Here is a 16852-nt window from a genome sequence, read left to right as displayed (position 1 = left end):
GCGGCGGGTGCGCCGCCCTCGTCATCCGGGGAGTGCGTACTCGCCGCACACCCGCTCGCGAAAGGCGAGGATCGCCTGTGCGACATCGTCGAGATGCGTTTCCAGCAGGAAATGCCCGCCGTCGAGGAGAAGGATCTCGGCATCGGGTGCGTCGCGGCGGAAAGCCTCCGCACCCGCGGGAGCGAATATCTCGTCGTTACGGCCCCAGACCGCGAGAACCGGAACACCGCGGGAGCGCAGCCACTCGTGCACGGCCGGGTACAGGGCACGGTTGGTGGCGTAGTCGCCGAACAGGGCGAGCTGTGCGCGGTCCACTCCCGGACGGGCCAGCAGGGTCAGGTCGTGCTCCCAGGCATCGGGGTCGACCAGGCTGAAGTCGGCCACTCCGTGGGTGTATTGCCATTCGACGGCCTCGCGTCCGAGTGCGGGCCGCAACCGCGCCTCGTGCTCGGCGCTCGGATCGGCTCCATAGGCCCAGATCGGCGCCCAGAATTCAGGGACGAAGCCTTCCTCGTAGGCATTGCCGTTCTGGGAGACGACCGCGACCACGGCATCCGGATCCGCCAGTGCGAGCCGCCAGCCGACGGGCGCCCCGTAGTCCTGGACGTAGATGGCGTAACGGTCCACGTCGATCACGGCCAGCATGCGGCGGGTGACCTCGGCGAGCGCGTCGAAGGTGTAGGGGAACTCTTCGACGCTCGGCGCCGACGACCTCCCGAAACCGATGTGGTCGGGGGCGATCACCCGGTAGGGGCCGGCCAGGGCCGGGATGAGGTGCCGGAACATGTGCGAGCTGGTCGGGTACCCGTGCAGCAGCAACAGCACGGGAGCATCCGCCGGACCGGCCTCGCGGTAGAAGACCGTCAGCCCGTCGACCTCGACAGTGCGGTGATGAACAGCGACCATGGCGGTAACCCCTTAAATCAATTTAACCGGTTAGGCTATGGTGAGTGTTCGTGGCCTGAACGCGTTTGTCAAGGAGGAGCAGGGGATGGTCGAGGGCGAGGAGCTGCTGCTCGCGGTGGTCAACAGCGCTCCGGTGATCGACGGCAGACCCACGGACGCACTGGAACCGGCAGAGGAAGCGTCGCGCTGGCTCCGCGGGCTGGGAGGGTGCGGAACGGCGGCCGAGCGCGAAGCGGTCCGAGACGTGCGCGACGCTCTGCACCGGCTGATCCGCGGGACCTCCACCGGCCTGGACGCCCTCAACGCCGTCCTCGGGCAGGCCCGGCTGCGCCCCATGGCCACGAGCGAGGGCCTGGAATGGCAGCTCGAAGCCGCGAGCGATCATGAGCTCGCTGTCCGTGTCGTCCTCGCATGGTCGACGGTCCGCGACGAGCTACCGGGACGACTGCGGCCGTGCGCGAACGAGGAATGCAATCTGTTCCTCGTCGACCACAGCCGCCCCGGCACGGCACGCTGGTGCTCCATGGCCACCTGCGGCAACCGGATGAAGGCCCGCACCCACGCCCGAAGGCGACGTACCGGCGAGACGGCCCCCCGGGACAATCCGAGCTGAATCCAGCGCCCGTACACGCCGCGGAGGCGCCGATCACGGGGTGCGGGCGGGATGGGCCGTACGGGCGGCGGGTGTGGCGAAGGACGCGGCCACCACGAGTATCAGAACCAGGAACAGCGCGTTGCGGAGTCCGAAGCGCTCGCCAAGATGGCCGAGTGAGGGCGGCCCCACGAGGAAGGCGACATAGCCGAGGGTGGCGGCGAGGGAGACCCTTGCGGCGGAGTTGTCGCCGGAGTCGCCGGCCGCGGAGAGCGCGACGGGGAAGCCCAGGGACGCGCCGATGCCCCACAGGACGGCGGCCGTCGCCGCGACGGCCTGGTTGTCGACCAGGATCACGAGTGCGATGCCGACCGCACCGACGACCGCGCTGGCGCACAGGGCGGCCGCGCGTCCGTAGCGGTCCACGAACCGGCCGCCCACGAAGCGGCCGAGGGTCATCGAGGCCGCGAAGACCGCGTACACGGCCGATCCGAGCGCGGGGTCGAAGCCATGGCCGTCGACCATGACCAGCGGCAGCCAGTCGTTCGCCGTGCCCTCGGCCATGGCGAGGGCGAGAATGATCCCGCCGATGAGCAGCAGCCTCGGTTCCCTCCACACCGCGGGACCGGCGGATGCCCGCACGTGAGCGCCGCCGCCGTCGCCGGTTCGTCGGCCCACCCCGGCGGGAACGCATCGGATCGTCGGCACCAGCACGGCCAGCACCAAGGCGGTGACGACGGCGAGATGCCACCCGACGGGGAACGAGACGGCTGTCAGGACCATGCCCGCGATCGCGCCGACGACCGTACCGAGACTGTAGAAGCCGTGCATCGCGGGGAGGGTGGACCGGCCGAGCAGCCGCTCCACCTCCGCCCCTTCGATGTTGAGGGCCACCTCGCCGCCGCCCATTCCGAGGCCGATGAGTCCGAGCCCGAGGGCCACGACCGCGTCCGCGCCCGCCGCGGCCCCCAGGCCGATGACGCCGGATCCCGCGGCGGTCGCCAGCGTTCCGGCCGCGATGAGGGGCCGGGCGCCCCAGCGGGCCACGAGCGGCCCCGAACAGAGGATGCCCGCCATGGACCCGACCGAGAGCCCGAACAGGACCAGGCCCATGCGCCCGGTGGAGGCTCCGAGCAGATCGCGCACATCGGGGGTGCGCGTCACCCAGGACGCCATGGCCAGGCCGGGCAGGAAGAACAGGGCGAACGTGGCGGTCCGACGCCTGCCGAGGCTGACGGTCACAGGGCATGCCTCCAGTGGATGACCGAACGGAGAAGTCTGTACGATCGTACGCACTCGACCGGAGTCGCCCTGTGACACATTGGTGGCGTGAGCGGCACACGGCGTGAGATCCCCAACGACCCCGGACGCAGGGACCGGATTCTCGATGCCGCCCTCGACGTCATCGCCGAGGGCGGCGTGCACAGGACGACCCACCGCAAGATCGCTTCACGGGCCGGCGTCCCGCTGGGCTCGCTGACGTACTACTTCAACGGCATGGACGATCTGCTGGCGCTGGCGTTCGCCCGGCTCGCCGAGACGATGTCCCAGCTCTACCGCCGCACCCTGCACGGCGCCGGGTCGCCCGCCGAGGCCGAGGCGTCCGTGGTCGAGCTGATCTGCGGGCCCGCCTACGCCACCGAACGCGATATGACGCTCATCTTCGAGATGTACGCCTACGCCAACCACAACACCGCGGTGGCCGCGACCACCCGCTCCTGGCTGAGGCGCAGCCGGGAGAGTCTCGCCCTGCACTTCACCCCCGGAGTGGCGCGAGCCCTCGACGCCCTGATCGAGGGCTGGCCCATGCACCGCCGGTTCGACGCCACCCCCCTCAACCGGCAACTGGTCGCCGGAGTCGTGCACGCCGTCGTCAGCGCCGCGCCCGACCTCCCCGACGAACAGCTCTGACCTCTTCGCCCTCCCCGCCGCATGGCCCGATCGCCGCGATGGCGCGCGGGCGACGCCGATGGACCGTTCACAGCACCGCGGCGAGCGAATTCAGCGGCGGGGGCAGTCGGAGCCCACCGGGGCGAGGACGGCACTGCTGACGCCCGCGTCGAACAGGTCCGACAGCCGGGACCGGGCCTGTCGCGGCGTGCCCGCCACGGCGAGCTGACCCACCCACTCGTCCGGCAGGACCCGGGCGAACTCCCGCGGGCTGTCGCAGCGTGAGCGCACGGAGACGAGTTCGTCGTGGAACGGCAGTGGGGTGATGTGGGGGCGCCAGTCGGGTTCGCCGACCACCTCGAGGGCGGGGCGAACGGCCGCGCGTGCGGCGGCGGGGTCGTCGTGGACTGACGCGATGTTGTAGGCGACCAGGCGGTGCGGGCGGCTGGGGGCGATGTGTGTGAGGGCTTGTCGTACGTAGGCGGGTGTCACCGGTTCCGCGAGCAGGGTGCCGTCGGCCACGTCGCCGGACACGGCCAGGGACCGGGGGCCGCGCACACCGGCCAGGACGGCGGGGACCTCCGCCGGGAGGGCGCAGGCGTCCAGTCGCAGCCCGTCGACAACGCATACGGAGACCGGCCCGCCCGCTCTTCAGCATGTTGACACCCTCTCCTGAACTATGTTCATGTACGTCGTGCAGGTACACCGTATCGGACCGCTCCCCCGCTCCCTACGGGGCGGGGTTTCCTGTCGAAGTGAGCGCTGTCGCGACCGGTGTTCCCTCAGGTCATTCCCGCCCCCACCACCAGGCCAGGAGCCGCACCATGGACTTGCAACTCGCAGACAAGGTCGTCGTCATCACCGGCGCGGCCGGAGGCATCGGGCAGGCGACGGCCCGCCTGCTGACCCACGAAGGAGCCGTCGTCGTGGGCGTCGACCGCAATCCGGTCGAGGACGGCCTCGGAGAGCGCGGCAGTTCCATCCAGGCGGACCTCACCGACGCCGACAGCGCACCGCGCATCGTGGAGGAGGCGCTCGAGCGGCACGGCCGCATCGACGCGCTGGTCAACAACGCAGGCGGACTGAAGCTGCGCTCCGGCTTCCTGGACGTCGACGAAGCCGGCTGGCTCCACACCTTCCAGCTCAACTTCCACGCCGCGCGCCGGATGACGGCCGCCGCACTGCCGGCGCTGCTCGCCGCCGGAGGGGGCAGCATGGTCCACGTGGCCAGTGAATCGGCGCGCCTGGCCGCCACCAACGCCCCTGACTACGCCGCCGCGAAGATCGCCCTGGTGTCCATGTCGAAGTCCCTGGCCGGGGAGTTCACCCCGCGGGGAGTGCGCTCGAACGTGGTGACACCCGACCCGACCCGGACCCCGCTCTACGATCGCCCCGGCGACTTCGGCGACCAGATCGCCCAGGCGCTCGGGGTCGACCGCGAGTCGGCCCTCGACCAGATCGTGACCACGCTGAGGCCGCTCATGACTGGGCGCTTCGGCGAGCCGGACGATGTCGCCGGGGTCATCGCCTATCTGCTCTCCCCGCTCTCCCGGCAGGTCACCGGCGCCGAATGGACCGTGGACGGCGGTGCGTTGCCGCAGATCTGATCAGCAAGTGCCGCGGATCTGATCAGCCGGCTCGAGTAGTGGGCCCGGAGGCGAAGGCGGTGGGACGGGCCCGTGCGTCGCGGACGGGTCCGCCCCACCGCCGCGGCTCAACCGGCGTCCGGTGACACCGCGCCGGCTGCACCCCGGGCCGGCACTCGCGCCATGGATGTGACGCCGCCGATGAGCATGTCGAGGTTGAAGGCGTAGTACTCGTCCGGGCGCGCGCAGTCGGCCAGGGCGTCCGCGCACCAGACCACGGTCGGGTAGCGGCGGGGCGACAGCGCGGTGAGCGAGGCGCGCTTGGCGCGGATGGCGTCCTCCCGCTCCTCCTCATCGCTGGGGTGCTCGCGCCCCGGCTCCGCCGCAACCAGCGCGACGACCGCGCTGAGCAGGTAGCCACCGACCTCAGCGGTCCGGTCGGGCGGCAGGCCGCCCTGGCGCAGCAGCGAGAGGGTCCGCTCGGTCAGGGCCATGCCGGCCGTGGACGTGAGCACCCGGGGCGGCAGCAGGGGAGCGAGGGCGGGGTGGGGCCGCAGCACGGCCAGGAACGCCTCCAGGACCGCGCGCAGCTGCCGCGGCCACGGGTCGGCGCTCTCGGGCGGGAGGGCGACATCGGCGAACAGTCGCTCCGCCATGCCGTCGAGCAGCTGGTCCTTCTCCTTGAAATGCCAGTACAAGGCGGTGGGCGTGACGTGATGGTGCTGCGCCAGCCGGCGGATGGTGACCGCCTCCAGGCCCTCGTCATCGGCGAGGGCGATCGCACTGTCCGCGATCACCTCCCGGCTCAGCCGCTCCTGCCGGGCGGCCGCGGTCTTTCTGTTCGCCATGTTGACAACTCTACCCCGTACATGTTTCATGCATAGCATACATGAACGCCGTACAGGAACGCTGTTAAGTTAAGCTGATGGGTGCCGGGTCCCCGGGCCCATTCGCATCGGCCCGGCTCCTCGACGCCGCAGCCGTCGGCCCGGCCGTTTCCGCCCACGGAGATCTCGTATGACCTCATCCACACAGCCGCGACCCCACGCCACCGGCGCGGCGCGGTCGCGGCTGGACCCCGCGCTCGTCGAGCGCCTGACCGCCGGCGTCGGCACCTCCGCCGAGCCCGTCACCACCCGCGCTCCGTTCACCGGGCGGCCCCTCGCACATATCCCCCAGTCCACGTCGGCCGATGTGGAGCGGGCGTTCACCGCCGCCCGCGCGGCCCAGCGGGAGTGGGCCGAGCTGTCCCCGCGGCAGCGGGCCAGGCCCTTCACGCGGTTCCACGACGTGCTGTTGGCCCGGCAGGACGAGATCCTCGACCTGCTCCAGTGGGAGACCGGCAAAGCCCGCCGCGACGCCTTCGACGAGGTGCTGGAGGCCGCCACCGCGTCCCTGTACGCGGCGCGGCAGGCCCCGGGCGTGCTGCGCACCCGCCGTCGGCAGGGCGCCGTGTTCACCGCCTCGCTCCGGGCCCTGAAGGCTCTGCGGATCCGCTGAGACCCCGCCGCGACCCTCCCCCACCCCCGACCTCTCCCCCACCCCACCGAATGACTCATCACCCCACCGAATGACTCATCGAGGAGCGTCATGAACATCCTTGTCACCGGAGCGACCGGATACCTGGGCCGGGCCGTCGCCCAGCGCCTGCACGGAGCAGGCCACCAGGTCACCGCCATGGCCCGCGGCGAGGCGGGCCTGAAGGCCCTGGCCGCGGGCGGATTCCGCCCCGTGCGCGGCGATCTGACCGACCCGGTGTCGCTGCGCACCGCGGTCGAGGACGCCGACGCGGTCGTCGAAACCGGCGACGCCGACAACGACCGGGCCACCGAGGCGCTGCTGGAGCTGGTCGCCGGTACCGGCAAGCGCTACCTGCGCACCAGCGGTGTCGGCGTCTACACCGAGCTGTCCGGCGGCGAACCCAGCGACACCGTGCACACGGAGGACACCGACTTCGTCCCCATCCCGGAGCTCTCGCACCGCTACAACCAGGACCTGCGCGTCATGGCCGCCGCCCGGAACGGCGCGCACACCGTCGTACTGCGCCCGGGCATGGTCTACGGGCAGGGCGGCAGCGAGCAACTGCCGCTGCTGTTGCGCGCGGCGCTGCGCGATCAGGTCAGCCGCTACACCGGGCAGGGGCTGAACCGCTACCCCAACGTGTACCTGGACGATGTCGCGCGGGCCTACGTCCTGGCGCTGGAATCGGCGCCGCCCGGCAGCGAGTACAACCTCGCCGCGGACGAGGCCACGATGCGTGAGATCGCGGAGGGCATCGCCGAGGTGCTCGGCCTGGGCGAGGCGGTGTCCACCACGCTGGACGACATGGCCGAGGCGATCGGGCCACGCTACGCGATGGGCATGGCCGGCAACGTCCGCGTGGACGCGACGAAGGCACGCACCGAACTGGGCTGGGCGCCCCAGGGGCCGTCCCTGACCGAGGACCTGGTGCACGGCTCCTACCGGAAGGTGTGGGGGCACCGCGAGGTGTCGCTGGTGACCGAGGCGGTGACCCCGTGACCGCCCCCGGCACCATCCGCACCTCTCCCCCGGCCGGCGAGCTGGTCGCCGAGGAGTTCGACGGCTGGAGCCCGGAGCTGCGGAAGGAGTTCACCGACAACGCCTTCAACCACCAGGTCGGCTCCGTGCTGCTGTCGGAGACCGAGGACCTGAGGGTATGGGGCATCCAGGTGCCCCCGGGCGGGCGTCTGCCCGCACACCGCCACGTCCTGGACTACTTCTGGACCGCCCTGACCGACGGGGTCGGCATCCAGCACACCGACGACGGCACCACCCGGCGAGTGCGAGTCCGAACGCTACTCCCTGTGGGGCCCCTACACGCGCGTCTCCGCCCGCGCGGAGGACCCCTCGGCGCTGACCCGGCCCGGACTGACCCATGAGCAGAGATATGTGGGCAACACCGTACGCGTGGCCGAGTACGTGGGCCCGAACCTGGTGAAGGTCAGGACCCGCTTCGTGGACCCCTCCGCGTGGGGGATGGACACCAGCCGCTTCAAGGAGGCCGGGATCGTGGCCCACGTCTGCGGCGAGATCATCCTGGCCGGCGCCGGCGTGGGCCGGATGCTGCGCCTGGCCCGCCGCACCGACCACGGCTTCGAGCTGCGCACCCGGTTCTGGCTGGGCGAGCGCGTCGGTGTCGCCACCCCGGTCGGCACCCTCGACCTGGCGCCCGCACTCGGCGCGCTCGGCCTCAAACGGCGGCTCATCAACACCACGACGGCCTACGAGCAGCTGTTCAACGACCAGGTCGGCATGACCCACCTCGCCGGTCTGCTGCCCGAGCTGTACGCCGAGTTCGGCTCCCCCTCCGCCATCTGATCGGGGTGGGCCGTGTCCGCCCTCACCGGCGCGGCCCACCCCTCTCATCCGTGTGCCCTTCTGCCTTTGGAGCCTCATGACCAGCGCCGTATCAGAAGCCCTGGCCTCCGCCGTCGGCCCGCTCCGTTGTCCCTGCCGTCGCCGGTTGCCACGGCGGCGGGCCGGTCACCCAAGCTCCGCCCACAGTGCCTCATCGGCGTGTGATCCGGCTGAGGAGCCTTGACCAGCGGCCCCGTCGGCCCGCGCTGAACTGGGCCAACCTGGCGTGATCTCCGGGTCCCGCGATGGCCTCGAAAATGGCTCGCGCCTCCGCACGGAGCGCGTCGTCGTCCTGCGTCATCTGCTCGAACAGGACGTAGTCATGTCGGCGCAGGACGAACAGCGCGCGGTCGCCGACCTGGGGGTGCGACGACGCGCTGTACAGCGCACGGATCAGCCGCATCGGGGCGTCGGCGTCCATCGTGGAGATGTTCACCTGTAGCGCGAGGCGCAGAGCGAGGCGGAGTTCCTTCTCGTCCGGCGTGGGGAAATCCTGGGTCAGGACGGCCTCGACGGCGCGAAACACCGTCGGGGTGTCCACCGCCAAGCGGCGGAGCCTGCTCGTCAACTCGCGGTCGTGGCCCGGCGGGTTCCCATGAGCGGCCAAGGCGATCGCCGAGCGGACGACGGCAGCCGGGGGCGGCGTGTCCATCCCGGAAACCCCTGATCCCCTCTCCATCCCGCGGTTGTCGAGCTCGCCGAGTGCGCGAATGGCCTGGGACTGGACCAGGGTGTCCCTGTCATCCATCGCCAGGAAGATGAGTGAGTCCCTGATCTGCGACTTGGCGGGTCGGTCGGCACCGTCGTCGGGCAGCTCCTCCAGCAGGTGCATGAGGCGCACCCGGCCGAGCGGTGAGCTCTCGGCCTCGAACCGTTCCCGCGCCTGCCCCACGGAGACCCCGTAATGCCGCAGCGCGGCCAACACCGGATCGAACACGATGTCTTTATTGGCGTGGTGGTCGATAAGGGTGACAGCGTCCAGCAGCGCGGGCACCGGCTGGTCGGCCTGGATGTCACGCAGGGCCCGCGCCGCCGCGGGAACACAGGCGAGGTCGGACAGCGCGGCGGTGAGCACGGGCGCCGCGCGTCGGTCGCCGAGGTGGTGCAAAGCCTCGATGATCCCCTGTTTGAGGTGGTACGGATCTCGGTAGTCCTGGTCCCGCGCCGACTGCTGGGGAAGGCTGTCGCTGGAAACGGTGCGGTAGGGCTCGATGTCGGCCCCCAACCCGTACTCATCGGTGAGCCTGTCGCCCTCCTCGTACCAGGCGTCCCACACCTCCTGGACGGCGGCGACCCTCTCGTGATGCCGGGCGGTGGCGGCCAGGAGGTCTTCAAGTCGACCGACGAGCGCCGGAACCACACCCGGACCGCGCTCTCGCAACGCGTCGATGGCCCGGTGTCTGGGAGTCGGCCCGTCGAAGCCGGTATCGGCCCGCTGCCAGTGTTCCAGCCTGTCGATCAGCTCTTGCAGGTCATCCATCGGTTTCCATCCTGGCGCTCGGTGCCGACTCAGCGGCTCAGCCGACAAAGCCAGGAACGTACCGCGGGGTCCACGGGACCGGTCCCACCCCGAAACGGCATTCTTCCCGGGGCCGGGCCGTCGATCGGCGCCATCAGCCGCGTCCATGTCGGCAGCGGCGAAGCCTGGCTCATTCGGGAACCACCCGACCGAGGGATCCGGCACAGCCCAACCCGGCGCCGACTCACGAATCCCGCCCCTCGCGTCACTGTGCGTTCCCGCGGCTTCCACGGCCCGGCCGCTGTTCAGGCGCGTTACCCTTTGCCAGAGGGTAACGACCGGTGGGGGTGACCACGGAGGGTATCCGGATGGCGCGTAGAGCCGGGGCCGATTCCGACACGAAGCGGATGTCCATCCGCTTCGCGGACGTGCCTGAGGCGCCCGCTCCGGCCCTCGCCCTACTGGGCTCCGACGGCACCATCCTGGAATGGGGCGAGGGCTGCCGGCGGCTGCTCGGGCACCGCGCGGAGGACGTCGTGGGGCTGTCGGCGCGGCGGCTGCTGGAGACCCCCGTCGAGGCGGTGCGGTGGTCCCCGGCTCCGGGAGCCATGGGGCAGCTCGGCGGTCGGCATGCCACCAGCGCGGTCGTGAAGGTCGGGCACCGGGATGGCGGGAGCCTCCGTCTGACGGTGGAGGTCATCGCGCTGACCGGCGCGGACGGTGAGAGCTGTCGGCTCGTCGCCGTCACGGAGGCGCCGGACGGGGTACGGACCGCCGAGGCCGAGGCGGCGCTCCTGGACCGATCACCGCTGGCCGTGGCGGTGTGGGACGCGGGCACGCGGCCGCTGTGGTCGAACCGGACCTGTAGAGAGGTCGTGGGCCGCTCCGGGACGGAGGCGCCCACCCGGTCGACGCGGCGCGTCGTGCGCGGTTTCGACCGGACCGTCGTCGAGCCGGTGATACGGCAGGCGCTGACATCGCGGGAGCCGGTCGGCGACCACGTGCTGCGGTGGGTGTCGCCGGAGCACGGCCGGGAGGTGGTCTTCTCCTCCTGTCTCTTTCCCCTCGCCCCCAGGGGCGGTGACCCGCTGGGCGTGTGCACCGTCTCCCTGATCACCAAGAGTGGGCAGCGCGAGCGGCTGGCGCTGCTCGGCAGGGCGGCCAACCAGATCGGTACCACGCTCGATGTGATGACCACCGCGCAGGAACTGGCGGACATGGCCGTCCCCGCCCTCGCCGACTACGTCACGGTGGATCTGGTTGATACCGTGCCGCTGGGCGGGGAGCCGCTGAAGCGGATGCCCGAGGCCCCCTCCGGCATCCCCGTCTTCCGCCGCGCGGGTCAGTCCTCCGTCCACGAGGGCGTGCCCGAGGCCGCCTTCCTGGTGGGGGACGTGGTGTACGTACCGCCCGGATCGCCGTTCCTCACCGCGCTGTACGGGGACCAGTCCTACTTCGAGCCGACGATGGAAACCGGCCCGGGGACATGGCTCGACCGCGACCCGCAGCGCAGACTTCTCATCCACAACACCGGCATGCACTCGGTGATGATGATCGCGCTCAGGGCCCGCGGCACCATCCTGGGCATCGCCGTGTTCACGCGGACCGACAACGCCGTGCCCTTCTCCCGGGACGATCTGCTGCTGGCCGAGGAACTCTGCGTCCAAGCGGCGTTGAGCCTGGACAACGCCCGCCGCTACACACGGGAGCGGGCCGCCGCCCTCGCCCTTCAGCGCAGTCTCCTGCCGCAGGAGCTGTCGGGCGGCGCCGCGGCGGACCTGGCCGGCCGCTATCTGCCGTCGGACCGGCACGAAGGGGTGGGCGGGGACTGGATGGACGCCATCGGGCTGCCGGGCGGCCGGATAGCCCTGGTCATCGGCGATGTCATCGGCCATGGCATCAACGCCGCCGCCGCCATGGGCAGGATGCGCACCGCGGTCCACACCCTCGCCGCCCTCGACCAGCACCCCGCGGAGCTGCTCGACCACCTGGACAAGGTCACCGCCCAGCTCGCCGAGAGGGGCACCTGGTCCCCGGGGTACTCCTCGATCGCCGGCGGAAGCTGCGTCTACGCCGTCTACGACCCGGCCACTCGCATCTGCACCCTGGCCCGCGCCGGGCATCCGCCACCGATGCTGGTGACACCCGACGGCCATGCCACGATCGCCGAGACACCGGTGGGCCCGCCGGTCGGAATAGGCGCCGGTCGCTATGAATCCGTCGACCTCGAACTGCCCGAGGGCAGCCTGCTCGCCTTCTTCACCGACGGGCTGGTGGAGTCCCGGCACGGCGACATCGATGCCGGACTGGAGCGGCTGCTCACCGCGCTGGAACGTCCCCCGGCGAGCCTCGATGACCTGTGTGCCCGTGTCATCTCGAGGATGACCACGGACGCGCCCCCGGAGGACGACATCGCGCTCCTCGTGGCCCGGACACGCACCGGCGACAGCGGCCGGGCGGCCGCCCACAGGGGGCACCGCCGGCCGGCGGCCTGACGCGAAGCGGAGACGCCTAGGGCCGGGCGCCGGCCGCGGGTGCGTTGAGGTTCTCGTGGACCGCGCGGGCGATGCCCTCGATGTTGGCGATGCCGTCGTCCATCGTGGCGTTGTCCTGCGTGAGCACCGTGATCGTGTAGTCGTGGTCACCGCCGGTGAAAGCGCCGAGGCTGTGCACACGCCAGCCGTTCGTGGCCCGCTCCAGCCAGCCGTTCTTCACATGCACCTGTGCGTCGCCCGGCGCACCGGCCGGGGTCCCCCAGCGCTGCGAGGGGATGACCTCGCCGGTCAGCTTCAGGATGTAGGCGCGGGAGTCCTCACCGAGCACCGGGTTCGCGTGGGTCACCAGTTGGAGGAGCTTCTCCTCATCGTTCGCGGTGATCTGGGTGAGCCCCCAGTGCCCCTCGCTGTCGAGGACGGTGTTGGTCATCCCCGCGGCCAGCAGAAACGCGTTGACCTTGGCCGCCCCGAGTTGGTTCCACAGCGCGGTGGTGGCATCGTTGTCGGACTTCGTGATCATGGCGGTGGCACGGTCCTTCTCCTCCTGCGTCAGGGCGCGATCGTCCTTCTGCGCGTCCCACAGCAGCGTGGCGAGCACGGTCACCTTGACCGTGCTCGCGGAGTCGAACTTCCGGTCCGCGTCGAGAGCGCAGGTGGTGTTCGTGGTGCGGTCGTGGAGGCTGATCGCCGTCGTGGCGGAGGCGCCGTCCAGTGCGGAGTTGATGTCCTCGGAGAGCTTCTCGGCGAGTTCCGGCTTGTCCGAGGCGCAGATCGCCGCCTGCGGGGTGGCCGCGTGAGCCGACCCCACCGAGACGACCGTCGGCACGAGTACCCCCGCGGCCAGCGCCGCTCTTGACGCCAGGGTGGTACGGGGAAGCTGGGATATTCGTCGGTGTCGCCCCATGGCGTGCTCGTCCATTCGTTCGCGGTGCGTTTCCGCACACGGGGACTTCGCTCCATCGCGAAGATGTCCCGGTGCTCCGGCTCTGGATGACGAGCCGGGGACGGGTGAGGTTCAGCGACGCGTCCGAGTCTCACAAGATCGCTCCACAATGGACACAGCATCGCTGAGCGCCGGGAGCCCCTGCCCCGTACGCACGGTTCCGGCCGGGCGCCCTTTCGCCCCTCGGCCACCCCTACGTAAGATCAGCCGGTCATCACCGCGACGGGAGACAGGAAGCCGGTGCGATTCCGGCACGGTCCCGCCACTGTGACCGGGGAGTGCAACCCTTCGACATGCCACTGCGCACCGCGTGGGAAGGCCGGGGGAGCGTCGATCCGGGAGTCAGGACACTGGTCTGTCGCGGGCCCGTTCCGAGGAGCGCGGACTCCCCAGGAGGCTCTACGTGTACGACGGCATGTCCCGTCCTGTTTTCTCTCCCCCGGCGTTTCCCCGCCGTCGCGCCCTGCGCGTCGCCGCCGCCGTCGCCTTGTCCACGACCCTGCTGACCGGCTGTGCCGGAGGCGAGGGCCCGGCGGACAAGCCGGCGAGCGCGGCGTCGTCGCTCAAGGGCTTCCCGGTCACCATCGACAACTGCGGGACCCGCACCACGTACGAGAAGCCGCCCGAGCGGGCGGTCACCATCCATCAGCACCCCGCCGAGCTCATGCTGGCCCTCGGTCTGAAGGACCGTATGGTGGGCACCGCCTTCCTCGACTCGGCCGTTCTGCCGCGGTACCGGAAGGACTTCGCGGCCATTCCCGAACTGGCGAAGAGGGAACCGTCCTTCGAGACCGTCCTCAACGCCGATCCGGACTTCGTCTACGGCGGCTACGGCAGCGCGTTCGCCGGGAACGAGGGCCGTTCCCGCAAGGCGTTCGCGGACGCGGGCATCAACACGTACCTCAACCGCGAGTACTGCGGCGAGAAGCGCGTGTCGATGAAGGACACCTACGACGAGATCCGTGCCATCGGCGCGATCTTCGGAGTGCGGGAGCGCGCCGACAAGGTGGTCGCCGACCTCCAGCGGCGGGTCGAGCGGACCACCCGGGCGGTGCGGGGCGCACGGGCCGTGCCGGTGTTCGTGTACGACAGCGGGGACAAGGCGGCGTTCACCGCGGGCGGCAAGGGTCTGGGCACCGAGATCATCCGGCTGGCCGGCGGCCGGAACGTGTTCGACGACCTCGACGAGGTCTTCGGTGACGCGTCGTGGGAGCAGGTCGTCGCCCGCAAACCCGAGGTCATCGCGATCTACGACTACGGGGGTGCCGGGAGCGTCGAGCGGAAGAAGCGGTTCCTGCTCTCGCGGCCCGCACTCGCCGACGTCCCCGCCGTGAAGAACAAACGGTTCGTCGTGCTTCCGCTGACCGCGACGGTCATCGGCGTCCGTCCGCCCTACGCGGCCTCGGATCTGGCGCGCGCACTGCACCCCGAGAAGTTCCGGTGACGGACACCGTACGGAACGCTCCGGCGGCGGATACCGGCCCCGGACGCAAGAGCGGTGAGGGCGGGGCTCACCGGGTGTCCTTCGCCATGGTCCTGGCGGCGCTCGGCATCCTGCTCCTGGTCTCCGCCACGGCGGGCATGGCCATCGGTTCGGTCCATGTGCCGCCCGGTGAGGTGTGGCGCATCGTGACGCACGCGCTGGGCGCCGACTGGTCGGCGCCGGTTCCGTCGCGGGCGCACGAGACGATCGTGCTGAAGGTACGGGCTCCGCGGGTGGCGCTCGGGGCCGTGACGGGTGCCGGGCTCGCGGTGGTGGGTGCCGCCATGCAGGCGCTGGTGCGCAATCCGCTCGCGGAGCCGTATCTGCTGGGGGTGTCCTCCGGGGCCTCGCTCGGTGCCGTCGTCGTGATCGTCTTCGGGGTGAGCCTGTTCGGGCCGGTGTCGCTGTCGGCCGCCGCGTTCGCCGGTGCGCTGCTCACGCTGCTGCTCGTGTACACCACGGCCCGGGCCGGCGGCCGTATCACCTCGGCCCGGCTGGTGCTGTCGGGGGTGGCGGTGGCGTCGGTGCTCACCGCGGTGATGGATCTGCTGCTCCTGACCACCGGCCGGGGCAACGAGGCGCGGGCGGTTCTCGCCTGGACGCTCGGTGGCCTCGGTGGCGTCCAGTGGGGCACGCTGTGGCTGCCGGGCGCGGCCCTGCTGCTCGGCACCGTCGTCCTGGTGGTCCAGGCCCGCTCGCTCAACCTGCTTCTGGCGGGCGAGGAGGCCGCCACCACGATGGGGTTGGACGTGGCCCGGTTCCGTGCCCGGATGTTCGTCCTGCTGTCCCTGGTCACCGGGGTCCTGGTGGCGGCGGCCGGGCCGATCGGCTTCGTCGGCCTGATCCTCCCTCATATCGTGCGGCTGTTCGTGGGCGGCGACCACCGCCGCGTACTGCCGACCGCCGCACTGGCCGGAGCGGTGTTCCTCATCTGGGCCGACGTCGCCGCGCGCACGGTCGCCGCCCCGATGGAGATCCCCGTCGGGGTCCTGACGGCCCTGTGCGGAGGGCCGTTCTTTCTGTGGCTGATGCGCCGGGACGCCCGGCGCGACGCCGATCGAGGAGTGGGATGAGCGCGACCGAACTCGCCGTCGAGGGGTTGACGCTCACCGCCGGCGCACACCACCTCGTACGGGACGTCTCCCTGACCGCCCGGCCCGGGGAGGTCATCGGCCTCGTCGGCCCCAACGGAAGCGGTAAGTCGAGTCTGCTGCGCGCGGTCTACCGCGTGCTGCGCCCCGACACGGGGTGCGTACGCGTGGACGGGGCGGACGCCTGGTCGCTGCCGGTACGGCGGCTGGCCCGCACTCTGGCCGCCGTGGTCCAGGAGTCCGGCGCCGGCATCGACCTGACCGTTCGCGAGGTCGTCGCGATGGGCCGTACCCCGCACAAACGCCTGCTCGACGGCGACACCGCCGAGGACGCCCGGCTCATCGGCGCGGCCCTGGAGGCGGTCGACGCCGCCGGTCTGGCCGGCCGCTCCTTCGACCGCCTCTCCGGAGGCGAACGCCAGCGCGTGCTCATCGCCCGTGCCCTGGCCCAGCAGCCCTTCCTGCTGGTCCTGGACGAACCGACCAACCATCTGGACATCCGCCACCAGCTGGATGTGCTCGGCATTCTGCGACGGCTGCCCGCCACCGTTCTGGTGGCCCTGCACGACCTCAACCTCGCCGCGTACTACTGCGACCGCCTCTACGTCCTGCGCGCCGGCGAGGTCATCGCGTCGGGGACACCCGCCGAGGTGCTCACCCCGTATCTGCTCGCCGAGGTGTACGGAGTGACGGCCGAGGTCGCCGTCCACCCGCGCACGGGGGCACCTCAGGTGACCTTCCTCCCGGGGGAGCCCACCGCGGCGATCCCGCCCGTGGCGCCACCTCCCCACCGGCCCGCTCAAAAGGGCTCCGGGGGCACCTCGCCGCTGCCCAAGGAGCCGGGCGGGTCGAGTCGGTAGCCGTGTCCGCGCAGGGTGGTGAGGTCGGGCAGGGTCACGGGCCCGGGCGTGGCGGAGGCCGCGGTCTGCAACCTGCGGCGTAGCGAGGAGATGGTGACGTCGAGGGTTTTGGTCGGTCCGTACCAGTTCTCGTCCCACACCTGTGCCATGAGGGATTCGCGGGAGACGG

The 16852-nt window shown here is 71.3% G+C and carries 18 protein-coding genes and 1 riboswitch; of the genes, 11 read left to right on the top strand and 7 right to left on the bottom strand.

All coding sequences use genetic code 11. The features are described 5' to 3' along the window. Positions 1-21 precede the first annotated feature (21 nt). A complete protein-coding gene (locus AB0E24_RS40530) occupies positions 22-906 on the bottom strand; it encodes an alpha/beta fold hydrolase (protein WP_102936236.1) in 885 nt (294 codons plus the stop codon). A gap of 37 nt (positions 907-943) precedes the next feature. On the opposite strand from AB0E24_RS40530, the gene AB0E24_RS40525 reads away from it, so the two are divergent. Beyond that, positions 944-1519 carry a CGNR zinc finger domain-containing protein gene (locus tag AB0E24_RS40525; protein ID WP_359384656.1) on the top strand — a complete coding sequence of 192 codons (576 nt, stop codon included), beginning with the start codon at positions 944-946 and terminating at the stop codon, positions 1517-1519. Positions 1520-1552: 33 nt separating this feature from the next. Here AB0E24_RS40525 and AB0E24_RS40520 read toward each other — a convergent pair whose 3' ends face one another. Continuing rightward, a complete protein-coding gene (locus tag AB0E24_RS40520; protein ID WP_359384654.1) occupies positions 1553-2740 on the bottom strand; it encodes an MFS transporter in 1188 nt (395 codons plus the stop codon). An 87-nt stretch (positions 2741-2827) separates the two neighbouring features. Between AB0E24_RS40520 and AB0E24_RS40515 the strand changes: the two genes are divergently transcribed. Further along, positions 2828-3409, top strand: coding sequence for a TetR/AcrR family transcriptional regulator (locus AB0E24_RS40515; RefSeq protein WP_359384652.1), 582 nt, complete (start codon positions 2828-2830; stop codon positions 3407-3409). A gap of 90 nt (positions 3410-3499) precedes the next feature. Here the strand turns inward: AB0E24_RS40515 and AB0E24_RS40510 are convergent, their stop codons facing one another. After that, positions 3500-3946 (bottom strand): LLM class flavin-dependent oxidoreductase, encoded by a 447-nt coding sequence (locus tag AB0E24_RS40510; RefSeq protein WP_359384650.1) that lies wholly within the window; start codon positions 3944-3946, stop codon positions 3500-3502. A gap of 266 nt (positions 3947-4212) precedes the next feature. Here AB0E24_RS40510 and AB0E24_RS40505 point away from each other — a divergent pair, with 266 nt between their 5' ends. Continuing rightward, on the top strand, positions 4213-4995 hold the full coding sequence (locus tag AB0E24_RS40505) for an SDR family NAD(P)-dependent oxidoreductase (protein WP_359384648.1): 783 nt from the start codon (positions 4213-4215) through the stop codon (positions 4993-4995). Positions 4996-5102: 107 nt separating this feature from the next. On the opposite strand, the gene AB0E24_RS40500 is transcribed toward AB0E24_RS40505, so the two are convergent. Continuing rightward, complete coding sequence (locus tag AB0E24_RS40500; protein WP_099016195.1) at positions 5103-5822, bottom strand: TetR/AcrR family transcriptional regulator; 720 nt, start codon at positions 5820-5822, stop codon at positions 5103-5105. Between the two features lie 169 nt (positions 5823-5991). On the opposite strand from AB0E24_RS40500, the gene AB0E24_RS40495 reads away from it, so the two are divergent. From AB0E24_RS40495 to AB0E24_RS40480, 4 genes are all read left to right on the top strand, one after another. Continuing rightward, a complete protein-coding gene (locus tag AB0E24_RS40495) occupies positions 5992-6474 on the top strand; it encodes an aldehyde dehydrogenase family protein (protein ID WP_359384646.1) in 483 nt (160 codons plus the stop codon). A gap of 90 nt (positions 6475-6564) precedes the next feature. Next, positions 6565-7494 (top strand): NAD-dependent epimerase/dehydratase family protein, encoded by a 930-nt coding sequence (locus AB0E24_RS40490; protein WP_251773750.1) that lies wholly within the window; start codon positions 6565-6567, stop codon positions 7492-7494. Beyond that, positions 7491-7874: a hypothetical protein gene (locus tag AB0E24_RS40485; RefSeq protein WP_347234963.1), complete on the top strand. Its 384-nt coding sequence runs from the start codon at positions 7491-7493 to the stop codon at positions 7872-7874. Before AB0E24_RS40490 ends, AB0E24_RS40485 begins: the two co-directional genes overlap by 4 nt. After that, the gene (locus AB0E24_RS40480) at positions 7798-8313 is read left to right on the top strand and encodes a DAPG hydrolase family protein (protein ID WP_359384695.1); all 516 of its coding nucleotides are present in this window, start codon (positions 7798-7800) and stop codon (positions 8311-8313) included. Before AB0E24_RS40485 ends, AB0E24_RS40480 begins: the two co-directional genes overlap by 77 nt. A 190-nt stretch (positions 8314-8503) precedes the next feature. Here AB0E24_RS40480 and AB0E24_RS40475 read toward each other — a convergent pair whose 3' ends face one another. Then, complete coding sequence (locus AB0E24_RS40475; RefSeq protein ID WP_359384643.1) at positions 8504-9832, bottom strand: hypothetical protein; 1329 nt, start codon at positions 9830-9832, stop codon at positions 8504-8506. A gap of 347 nt (positions 9833-10179) precedes the next feature. Between AB0E24_RS40475 and AB0E24_RS40470 the strand changes: the two genes are divergently transcribed. Further along, positions 10180-12306 carry a SpoIIE family protein phosphatase gene (locus AB0E24_RS40470; RefSeq protein WP_359384641.1) on the top strand — a complete coding sequence of 709 codons (2127 nt, stop codon included), beginning with the start codon at positions 10180-10182 and terminating at the stop codon, positions 12304-12306. A 16-nt stretch (positions 12307-12322) separates the two neighbouring features. Here the strand turns inward: AB0E24_RS40470 and AB0E24_RS40465 are convergent, their stop codons facing one another. Continuing rightward, positions 12323-13210 carry a serine hydrolase gene (locus AB0E24_RS40465; RefSeq protein ID WP_232636995.1) on the bottom strand — a complete coding sequence of 296 codons (888 nt, stop codon included), beginning with the start codon at positions 13208-13210 and terminating at the stop codon, positions 12323-12325. Between the two features lie 222 nt (positions 13211-13432). Continuing rightward, positions 13433-13622: riboswitch (cobalamin riboswitch) on the top strand. A gap of 30 nt (positions 13623-13652) precedes the next feature. Here AB0E24_RS40465 and AB0E24_RS40460 point away from each other — a divergent pair. Genes AB0E24_RS40460 through AB0E24_RS40450 form a run of 3 tightly spaced genes read left to right on the top strand, consistent with a single transcriptional unit; the run spans position 13653 to position 16683 of the window. After that, on the top strand, positions 13653-14693 hold the full coding sequence (locus AB0E24_RS40460; RefSeq protein ID WP_359384638.1) for an ABC transporter substrate-binding protein: 1041 nt from the start codon (positions 13653-13655) through the stop codon (positions 14691-14693). Next, entirely contained in the window at positions 14690-15805 is a 1116-nt protein-coding gene (locus AB0E24_RS40455; RefSeq protein ID WP_435865378.1) for a FecCD family ABC transporter permease, read from the top strand. The genes AB0E24_RS40460 and AB0E24_RS40455 overlap by 4 nt, the downstream gene beginning before the upstream one ends. After that, positions 15802-16683, top strand: coding sequence for an ABC transporter ATP-binding protein (locus AB0E24_RS40450; RefSeq protein WP_359384636.1), 882 nt, complete (start codon positions 15802-15804; stop codon positions 16681-16683). The genes AB0E24_RS40455 and AB0E24_RS40450 overlap by 4 nt, the downstream gene beginning before the upstream one ends. Here AB0E24_RS40450 and AB0E24_RS40445 read toward each other — a convergent pair. Continuing rightward, on the bottom strand, positions 16623-16852 hold a 230-nt coding region (locus AB0E24_RS40445; RefSeq protein ID WP_359384634.1), incomplete at its 5' end, for a helix-turn-helix domain-containing protein. The genes AB0E24_RS40450 and AB0E24_RS40445 overlap by 61 nt on opposite strands.

The organism is Streptomyces malaysiensis subsp. malaysiensis, assembly GCF_040653035.1.
Classification (GTDB): Bacteria; Actinomycetota; Actinomycetes; order Streptomycetales; family Streptomycetaceae; genus Streptomyces; species Streptomyces malaysiensis.
This window is presented reverse-complemented; position numbering and strand designations above follow the sequence as displayed.

Bases quoted from the DNA above. Each gene is read 5' to 3' on its own strand.
- AB0E24_RS40530 (WP_102936236.1), bottom strand. From the start codon at position 906: ATGGTCGCTGTTCATCACCGCACTGTCGAGGTCGACGGGCTGACGGTC.
- AB0E24_RS40525 (WP_359384656.1), top strand. From the start codon at position 944: ATGGTGAGTGTTCGTGGCCTGAACGCGTTTGTCAAGGAGGAGCAGGGG.
- AB0E24_RS40505 (WP_359384648.1), top strand. From the start codon at position 4,213: ATGGACTTGCAACTCGCAGACAAGGTCGTCGTCATCACCGGCGCGGCC.
- AB0E24_RS40500 (WP_099016195.1), bottom strand. From the start codon at position 5,822: ATGGCGAACAGAAAGACCGCGGCCGCCCGGCAGGAGCGGCTGAGCCGG.
- AB0E24_RS40495 (WP_359384646.1), top strand. From the start codon at position 5,992: ATGACCTCATCCACACAGCCGCGACCCCACGCCACCGGCGCGGCGCGG.
- AB0E24_RS40490 (WP_251773750.1), top strand. From the start codon at position 6,565: ATGAACATCCTTGTCACCGGAGCGACCGGATACCTGGGCCGGGCCGTC.
- AB0E24_RS40475 (WP_359384643.1), bottom strand. From the start codon at position 9,832: ATGGATGACCTGCAAGAGCTGATCGACAGGCTGGAACACTGGCAGCGG.
- AB0E24_RS40470 (WP_359384641.1), top strand. From the start codon at position 10,180: ATGGCGCGTAGAGCCGGGGCCGATTCCGACACGAAGCGGATGTCCATC.
- AB0E24_RS40465 (WP_232636995.1), bottom strand. From the start codon at position 13,210: ATGGGGCGACACCGACGAATATCCCAGCTTCCCCGTACCACCCTGGCG.
- AB0E24_RS40450 (WP_359384636.1), top strand. From the start codon at position 15,802: ATGAGCGCGACCGAACTCGCCGTCGAGGGGTTGACGCTCACCGCCGGC.